6 protein-coding genes are annotated in these 8,546 nt (G+C 71.7%); 5 read left to right on the top strand and 1 reads right to left on the bottom strand.

Annotated elements, in window-relative coordinates; all coding sequences use genetic code 11:
• The 5 genes from lanKC to VFF46_RS03060 all read left to right on the top strand — a co-directional run.
• Positions 1–2,232 (top strand): class III lanthionine synthetase LanKC (gene lanKC, locus VFF46_RS03080; protein WP_325035456.1); only part of this gene is annotated, 2,232 nt, incomplete at its 5' end.
• Between the two features lie 2 nt (positions 2,233–2,234).
• Positions 2,235–2,369 (top strand): SapB/AmfS family lanthipeptide, encoded by a 135-nt coding sequence (locus VFF46_RS03075; RefSeq protein WP_325035455.1) that lies wholly within the window; start codon positions 2,235–2,237, stop codon positions 2,367–2,369.
• Positions 2,370–2,455: 86 nt separating this feature from the next.
• Complete coding sequence (locus tag VFF46_RS03070; protein ID WP_325035454.1) at positions 2,456–4,456, top strand: prolyl oligopeptidase family serine peptidase; 2,001 nt, start codon at positions 2,456–2,458, stop codon at positions 4,454–4,456.
• On the top strand, positions 4,453–6,117 hold the full coding sequence (locus tag VFF46_RS03065) for an ABC transporter ATP-binding protein (protein WP_325035453.1): 1,665 nt from the start codon (positions 4,453–4,455) through the stop codon (positions 6,115–6,117). Before VFF46_RS03070 ends, VFF46_RS03065 begins: the two co-directional genes overlap by 4 nt.
• Positions 6,114–7,829, top strand: a complete 1,716-nt coding sequence (locus VFF46_RS03060; protein ID WP_325035452.1) for an ABC transporter ATP-binding protein — start codon at positions 6,114–6,116, stop codon at positions 7,827–7,829. The genes VFF46_RS03065 and VFF46_RS03060 overlap by 4 nt, the downstream gene beginning before the upstream one ends.
• Here the strand turns inward: VFF46_RS03060 and VFF46_RS03055 are convergent.
• Complete coding sequence (locus VFF46_RS03055) at positions 7,808–8,542, bottom strand: response regulator transcription factor (protein WP_325035451.1); 735 nt, start codon at positions 8,540–8,542, stop codon at positions 7,808–7,810. The genes VFF46_RS03060 and VFF46_RS03055 overlap by 22 nt on opposite strands.
• Positions 8,543–8,546 lie beyond the last annotated feature (4 nt).

Below are 8,546 nucleotides of genomic sequence, written 5' to 3'. Positions count from 1 at the left end.
CGCGGCTCGAGCGGCAAGCTCGTCACGATCTACCCGGCGGACGAGTCCCGGCTCGAACTCGTCCTCGAGGAACTCGGCGAGCTCCTCGGCGGCATCCGCGGCCCGTACATCCTCAGCGACCTGCGCTACGGTGACGGGCCGTTGTTCGTCCGGTACGGCGCCTTCGCGGAACGGCACTGCCTGTCCGGCAGCGGCGAACGGGTGCTCGCGATCGAGGACGCCGGCGGCCGGCTCGTGCCCGATCCCCGCGGGCCGGTGTTCGCCGTACCCGCCTGGGTGCGGCTGCCGTCGTACCTGGAACCGCACCTTGCCGCCCGGAACTCGGTGACCACCGACGAGCTGGACTACGAGATCGAGAGCGTGATCCAGTTCTCCAACGGCGGCGGCGTGTACCTCGGCCGTCACCGCGGGACCGGGGCCCGGGTCGTACTGAAGGAAGGACGGCCGCTCGCCGGCCTCGACGCCGATCGGCGCGACGCGGTCACCCGGATCCTGCACGAGCGCGACATCCTGCAGCGGTTGGCCGGGCTGGACGTCGTACCGGCGGTTCACGATCACGTCGTACTCGGTGAGCATCACTTCCTGGTGCAGGAGTTCGTCGACGCGAGTCCGCTGCAGCGGCTCGTGGTGGCCCGCTACCCGTTGACGCGACCGGATCCGTCGCCGGACGCCCTGCAGGAGTATGCGGAGTGGGCTATCGGGATGCTCGGCCGGGTCGAGCGCGCGGTCAGGTCCCTGCACCGGCGCGGCGTGGCCTTCGGCGACCTGCACCCGGACAACGTGCTGATCGGAGCCGGCGATCGGCTGGTCCTGATCGACTACGAGGTCGCGACTCTCGCCGAGCAGCGGACCCGTTCGGCGCTGGCGCATCCCGGCTACTCCGCTCCGCCGGACCGGCAGGGTGCCGACGCCGACGAGTACGCGCTCGCGTGCCTGTGCCTGAACCTGTTCGCGCCGCAGGCGACCATGCTGCTGCCGCTGCACCCGGGCAAGGCGCAGCACCTCGCGGACCTGATCACCGAGACCTTTCCGGTGCCCCAGGCAACGATCGACCAGGCGGTCGCGACGATCGCGGGCGCAGGCAACCCGGTGATGCCGGACCTGCCGCTTCCCGGCCGCGCCGGCTGGCCCGAGGTCCGCGACGCCCTCGCCCGGTCGATCGTCGCCAGCGCTACTCCCGAGCGGGAGGACCGGCTGTTCCCGGGTGACGTCGCCCAGTTCCGGCCCGGCGGCGGCACTTGCCTCGCGTACGGCGCCGCGGGTGTGCTGTACGCCGTGCACCGCACCGGCGCGGGCCGCTTCCCGGAGTACGACGACTGGCTTCGCAAGCACGCCCTCGAACCCGCGGCAAACATCGGTCTCTACGACGGCCTGCACGGTGTGGCCCACGTCCTGGACCAACTCGGCTACCGTCAGGACGGCCTGGACGCGATCGACCGTTGTCTCGCGGCACCGCTGGACGACCTGGACCTCGGCCTCTACTCGGGCCTGTCAGGCATCGGGCTGAACCTGCTCCATTTCGCCGGGGAACCAGGCCTTCGCGCCGCGGCGACCGGAGTGATCGATCGCGTGGCTGATCGGCTCGGCAGGGTGGACGACGTACCCGAGACCAGCGGTGAAGCACATCCGCGCGCCGGGCTCATGCACGGATCGTCCGGCCCTGCTCTGCTCTTCCTCCACGCCTACGAACGTACTGGCGACACCGGCCTGCTGGACCTGGCGGAAACGGCCCTGCGGCAGGATCTGCGCCGCTGTGTCCGCGACGAGGCCGGAACTCTGCAGGTCAACCAGGGGTGGCGGACACTCCCCTACCTCGAGGAGGGTTCGGCCGGCATCGCGCTCGTCCTCGACCGGTACCTGCGGCACCGCCCGTCCGCCGAGCTGGCTGTGGATCTCGCGGCGCTCCGCCGGGTGAACGACTGCGGGTACTTCGTCCAACCCGGCCTGTTCATGGGTCGCGCCGGCCTGATCGCCGCCGCTGCGATGCAGGGGCTCCCCGTGGACGGCCTCGTTCGCGGCCTGGGCTGGCACGCGCTGCCGTACGCCGGCGGCCTCGCCTTTCCCGGCAACCAACTGCTTCGACTCTCGATGGACCTGGCCACCGGTTCGGCCGGCGTCCTCCTCGCACTTGGCGCGGCGCTGCACGAGCAGCCGGTCGCGCTGCCCTTCTTCGGACCCCGACCGCGCGGCGGACGGTCCGGAAGCCCAACTAGTTCCTGGAAGGAGGTGTAGAGATGGCACTTCTCGACCTTCAGGGTCTTCAGGCTCCGGGTGGTCACGATGGCGGTGGCGGCGGCGGTAGCACGCTGACCATCCTCGGCTGCGGCTCGCAGCGCCCCAGCAACCTCAGCCTGCTCCTGTGTCACTGATCGACGTGCAGCAGGTTCAAAACTCTGGACGGGACGCCGCCGGCCTCCCGTCCAGAGCGCCACGTCACTGTCAGGAAGGGGACGCGGTGCACAGCCAGAACATCCCCAGGTATCCGGACGCCGATCGCCGACCGGTCGTCGACTGGCTGCACGGTCATGCCGTGGCCGACCCGTACCGCTGGCTGGAGGACGCGACGGAGCCGGCGACCCGGCGTTGGCAGGCGGAGCAGGACGAGCTGTGGCTGGACCACGCGGCCGGCCTGCCGGAGCGCTACCGCTTCCGGGCAACGGTCGCGGAGCTCAGCGCGGTCGGCATGGTGAGTCCGCCACTGTGGCGCGGCGGGCAACAGTTCTTCCTGCGCCGGACCGCCCGCCAGGATCATCCGGTCCTGTACGCCGCCGGGCCCGAGCGGGCGTTGATCGATCCGGCCGAGCTCGATCCGACCGGTGGCACAACCCTTGATCACTGGCAGCCGTCCCCCGACGGGCACTTGCTCGCCTTCCAGCTCTCGACCGGCGGCACCGAAGCGGCCAGCCTCTACGTCATGGACACCGGCACGGGTCAGGTGGTCGACGGACCGATCGACCGCTGCCGCTACTCCCCCGTCGCGTGGCTGCCGGACGGCAGCGCCTTCTACTTCGTCCGTGACCGCCAGGTTCAGCTGCACCAGGTGGGACGTCCGGACGACGTGGTGGTGCTCGCGCGGCGGGCGTCGTACGGGCTCGAGCTCAGTGCTGACGGGCGATGGCTGACCATCTCCGCGGCGCACGGCGCGCGGAACGACGTCTGGCTTGCCGATGTGACGGTTCCCGAGGCGCCGGTCCTCGCCGAGGCCCAAGTGGGGATCGATGCGCGCAGCGCGCTGATCGTCGGCCGGGACGGACGCCTGTACGTCGTCACCACGCTCGACGCACCGGCCGGGCGGATCTGCGTCGGCGATCCACAGCGACCCACTGCGTGGACCGAGCTCGTCGCCGAGGAGGCCGACGCTCCACTGAGCGAACTCGCGCTTCTCGACGGACCCGAACTGCCGCGCCCGCTGCTCGCCGTCGCCCGGAGCCGCCACACCATCGGACAGATCGCGCTCCACGACCTGCACACCGGCGAACGCGTCGGCAACGTACCGCTGCCGGGCCTCGGCACGATCGGCTCGCTGACCACCCGCTCCGGCTGCGCGCACGAACTCTGGTTCAGCTACACCGACGACGTCACTCCCGCAACCGTCCAGCGCTACGACGCCCGCACCGGCAGGACGACCTTGTGGGCGGCGCCGCCCGGAGTTGCCGACGTACCGACGGTGCGGGCGCGGCAGATCGTTTACCGCTCCGCCGACGGCACGCTGGTCCGGATGCTGGCGCTCGCCCGGCCCGGGCGGACCGGGCCACGGCCGACGATCCTCTACGGGTACGGCGGCTTCGGGCAACCGCTCACGCCCACGTACTCCTCGTTCCGCCTCGCCTGGGTGGAACGAGGCGGCGTGTTCGTCACCGCGAACGTGCGCGGCGGCGGTGAGGACGGCGATCGCTGGCATCGCGCGGGCAGGCTCCGCCACAAGCAGAACGGGTTCGACGACTTCATCGCCGCGGCCGAGACCCTGGTCGCGGACGGCTGGACCACCCACGAGCAGCTCGCTGTCTGCGGCGAGTCGAACGGCGGGCTGCTCGTCGGGGCCGTGGTGACCCAACGGCCGGAGCTGTTCGCGGCCGCGGTCTGTTCGTCGCCCGTGCTCGACATGCTCAGGTTCGAGTACGCCGGCCTCGGCGCGGAGTGGGTACCGGAGTACGGCTCGGTGGCGGACCCGGACGACTTCGAGAACCTCCTGGCCTACTCGCCGTACCATCATGTTGCCGCGGGCAAGGATTACCCGGCGGTGCTGTTCACCGCGTCCGGCGGCGACACCCGGGTCGATCCGCTGCACGCGCGGAAGATGTGCGCGGCGCTGCAGCACGCGACCTCGGGTGAGCGGCCGATCCTGTTCCGGTTCGAGGACGGCACCGGCCACGGTGCGGCGGCGGTCAGCCGGGGCATCGGGCTCGCGGCCGACCTGCTGGCGTTCCTCGGCGCACACACGGGGCTGACGCGATGAGCCGGCCAGGTCTCACCTTCGGTGCCGTGGCGGCGCACGGGCGGGGCTGGCTGCCGCTCATCGGTCTGTCCGCACTGGTCGGCAGCGGCGTGACGCTCGCCCTGCCGACGGTGCTCGGCCGGGCGGTGGATTCGATCGTGTCCGGCGACGGCGTCACCACTTGGCTGGTTCCGGCCGCGGTGCTGATCGCGCTCGGCATCACGTCCGCGCTCGTCGACGCGTTCGCCGGTACGGCCTGCGTCGCGGGGACGACGGCCTGGCTACGCCATCGCCTCGTCGGCGGCGTACTCGCGGGCGGACCGGAGGGCACCCGCCGGTTCGACGCCGGTGACCTGGTCAGCCGAGTGTCCGGCAGTGCCAGCGACGCGGCGCAGGCCGGCATCGCCGCGGTGACGGTGGCGGCGGCGGCGCTTCCACCGCTCGGCAGTCTGGTGCTGCTGGCACTCATCGATCCCTGGCTCGCGGTCGCGTTCTTCGGCGGTGTCGTGCTGGTCGTCGCGGTGCTGTGGGCGTTCGCCCGCCGGACCGCCGAGCTCAGCCTCGCGTACCAGGAGACGCAGGGACGCATTGCCACCCTGTTGACCGAGGCGCTGACCGGCATCCGCACGATCGCCTCCGCTGGCACGGTCGAGCGGGAGGAACGACGCATCCTCGGCCCCGTGCCGGACCTGCACCGCCACGGCCGGCAGACGTGGCAGGTACTGGCGCGTTCCGGAGCCCAAGCAGCCCTCGTCGGCCCGCTGGTCCTGGTGGCCGTACTGGCGATCGGCGGTCTGCAGGTGGTCTCGGGGCGCATCACGCCGGGCGAGCTCTTCGCCGCCGCGCAGTACGCCGTCATCGGCGCCGGGCTGGGCAGCCTGACCGGACTGCTCGGTGAGGTGGCCCGCGCGCGAGCCGGTATCCGGCGCGGCGCCGAGATCCTGGAGGTCGAGCCGGTCGGGTTCGGAAGCATGAACCTGCCGGAGGGTCCGGGGCGGCTCGAGTACGACGACGTCACCGTGCGGGCCGACGGGGTCACACTCCTCGACCACGTCGACCTGAGTCTGCCCGGTGGCGCCGCGGTTGCCGTCGTGGGACCGAGCGGCGCGGGCAAGTCGGTGCTCGCGCAGCTCGCGGGCCGGCTGCGCGATCCCGACTCCGGTTTCGTACGGCTGGACGGCGTACCGTTGCGGGCGCTCAATCATGAAGCACTGCGCACCGCGGTCGGCTGCGCGTTCGAACGTCCGGTCCTGATCGGGCGGACCGTGAACGAGGCGATCTCGGCCGGGCGGATCGCGCCGGTCCAGACACTCGCGGCCGCGCAGGCCACGCACGCGCACCACTACGCCACCCGGCTGCCCGAGGGCTACCACACTCCGTTGCCTGAGGCACCGATGTCCGGGGGTGAGGCGCAACGGCTCGGCCTCGCCCGCGCCTGGCACGCCACGCGGCTCCTCGTCCTGGACGACGCCACCTCGAGCCTGGACACGGCGACCGAGATGCAGATCAACCGGACCCTCACCGAGGACCGTCTCCGCCGGACCCGGCTGATCGTCACTCATCGCGCCGCGATGGCGGCACGTGCCGACCTGGTCGTCTGGCTCGATCGCGGCCGGGTCGGCGGAGTCGGGACGCACGAGCAGCTGTGGCAGAACCCGTCGTACCGGGAGATCTTCGGATGAGGCGGGAGCTGGCGTTCGGGGCGGCGGGACTGCGACGGCGGCCGGCCGTGCAGCTGGCGGCGTGGTCGATTCCGGAGATCCTGCCCACCGCGGCGTACGGCGTCGCCGTCGCCCGCGCGACCGACGCGTTCCTCGCCGGACGGTCGGTTGCGGGACTGGCCTGGCTCGGGGGTCTGGTCGCTGCCGCCGCACTCGGAGCCGTCGGCGCGCGCCAGGTGTACCGGCGGCTCGGTGACCTCGTCGAGCCGTTCCGCGACGAGCTGGTCAGCCGGGTCGTCGGCGACGCGCTCCGGCGCGGTGTCACCGGCGAGCGAACGGACGGAGCCCTGTCCCGCCTGAACCGTCAGGTCGAGATCGTCCGCGACACCTACGCCGGGATGATCCTGGTACTGCGTACCTTCGTGATCACGGTGACTGGCGTGGCGACCGGCCTGTTGTCGCTGGCGCCGATCATCGCGCTGCTCGTCGTACCGCCGTTCCTGCTCGGGTTCGCGGCGTCGCTCGGGATCCTCGGCCTGGCCGCGCAACGAGTCCAGGCATCGTTGACCGCGGACGAGCAGCTGACGACTTCCGCGGCAACCGCGTTCGCGGGGATCCGTGACGTCACCGCCGCGGGAGCCGAGGACTTCGTCGCGACCCTGGTCGGCGAACCGATCGAGGCGCATGCCGCCGCCGAGCGCGCGCTCGCCAAGGTCGCCGCACTCCGCACACTCTGCTTCGCCGTCGGCGGCTGGTCGCCACTGCTGATCCTGCTCGCCACCGGCCCGTGGCTGATCGGCCGCGGAGTGAGCACCGGAACGCTGCTGGGCGGACTCACCTACGTACTGCTCGGCCTGCAACCGGCGTTGAGCACCGTCATGTCCGCGCTGGGCGACAGTGGCCTCCGGTATGTCGTCACGCTCGGCCGGATCCTCGACAGCCGCCCGCCGGCCGCCAACGCCCGCATCGGAGCCGTGCCACGCGGCCACGAGGTCAGCCTGCACGCGGTCTCGTTCGCGTACGGCGCGCAGGCCGAGCCGGTGCTGCGTGACCTGGACCTCGTCGTACCCGAGGGCGACCATCTCGCGATCGTCGGCCCGAGTGGAATCGGCAAGTCGACGCTGGCCGCGCTGATCTGTGGGCTGCGGACGCCGACCCGAGGACGCGTCCTGGTCGGCCGAGTCGCCGCAGCCCAACTCTCCCCGGACCTGCTGGCGCAGACGCGCGTGCTGATCCCCCAGGAGGCCTACGTCTTCTCCGGGAGCGTCGTCGCGAACATCGCCTACCTTGCGCCCGCAGCGACGGACAGACAGGTTGAGCAGGCGGTCGAGGCCGTCGGCGCCGCCCCGCTCGTCGGGAAACTCGGCGGACTGGACGCGACCATCCGCCCGACCCAGCTCTCACCCGGCGAGCGCCAGCTGATCGCCCTCGCCCGGGCGTACCTGTCCCCGGCGCCGCTCGCCGTCCTCGACGAGGCGACCTGTCACCTGGATCCCGAGGCCGAGAAGCGGGCCGAGGAGGCGTTCGCCGCCCGCCCCGGAAGCCTGATCGTGGTCGCGCACCGGATCAGCTCGGCCCTGCGCGCCCAGCGCATCCTCGTCCTCGACGGCAACCAGGCAGCACTCGGCCGGCATCCGGCGCTGCTTCGGACCTCGGAGTTGTACCGCGACCTCCTCGGCCACTGGCAGCCGCCGCAGCCGGCCGAACAGGCTCAGATCCAGCCTGCCTCGTGAGCCTTCAGAACCGCTTCGATCCGGCTCCGGGCGCCGGTCTTCGCGAGGATGTGTGACAGGTAGTTCCGGATCGTGCCGGAACTCAGGTTGAGTGTCCGGGCGATCTCCTGAGCGGTCGCGCCGGTCGAGACGAGCCTGAGCACTTCGCGCTCCCGCGCGGTCAGCGGATTGCGCGCTGCCCGCAGGGCCGCGACCGCGACCTCGGCATCGATCACCGGCACACCGTTCGCGACCGTCCGGACCGCCTCGATCAGCTCGCCCGGCGAAGCGTCCGTGGCGATGAAGCCGACCCGGGGAGCCAGCCGCGCGAGGCCCAGGTACGCGGCCGTGACGTCGTCCCGATCGATCACGATCAGCACGGCGGTGCCAGGCAGCCGGCCACATACCTCCTCGATCACCAGCTCACCTGCCAGCGCCGCGTCGAGGACCACCACCTGCGGTCTGAGACGTTCGACGGCCGCCGGCATCTTTCCTGCCGAGTCGACCTCCGCGCCCACCTCCAGTCCCCCGTCTTGTGACAACACAGTCGCCAGTGCCCCTCGCACCAGCGCGCTGTGATGGCCAAGCACGACTCGGATCACGTCGTCGCCCCCCTGGCATCCGACAACCAATATGAAGACCGGCCAGTCACGAATAGTGTTGACCACGCCCCGATCGGTGACGCCAGTCTGCGGCGATCGCGCCGGATTGTCACGCCCTCGCCGGGCATCCACGTAA

The sequence above is a fragment of the Kribbella sp. genome (assembly GCF_035655035.1).
Classification (GTDB): Bacteria; Actinomycetota; Actinomycetes; order Propionibacteriales; family Kribbellaceae; genus Kribbella.
This window is presented reverse-complemented; position numbering and strand designations above follow the sequence as displayed.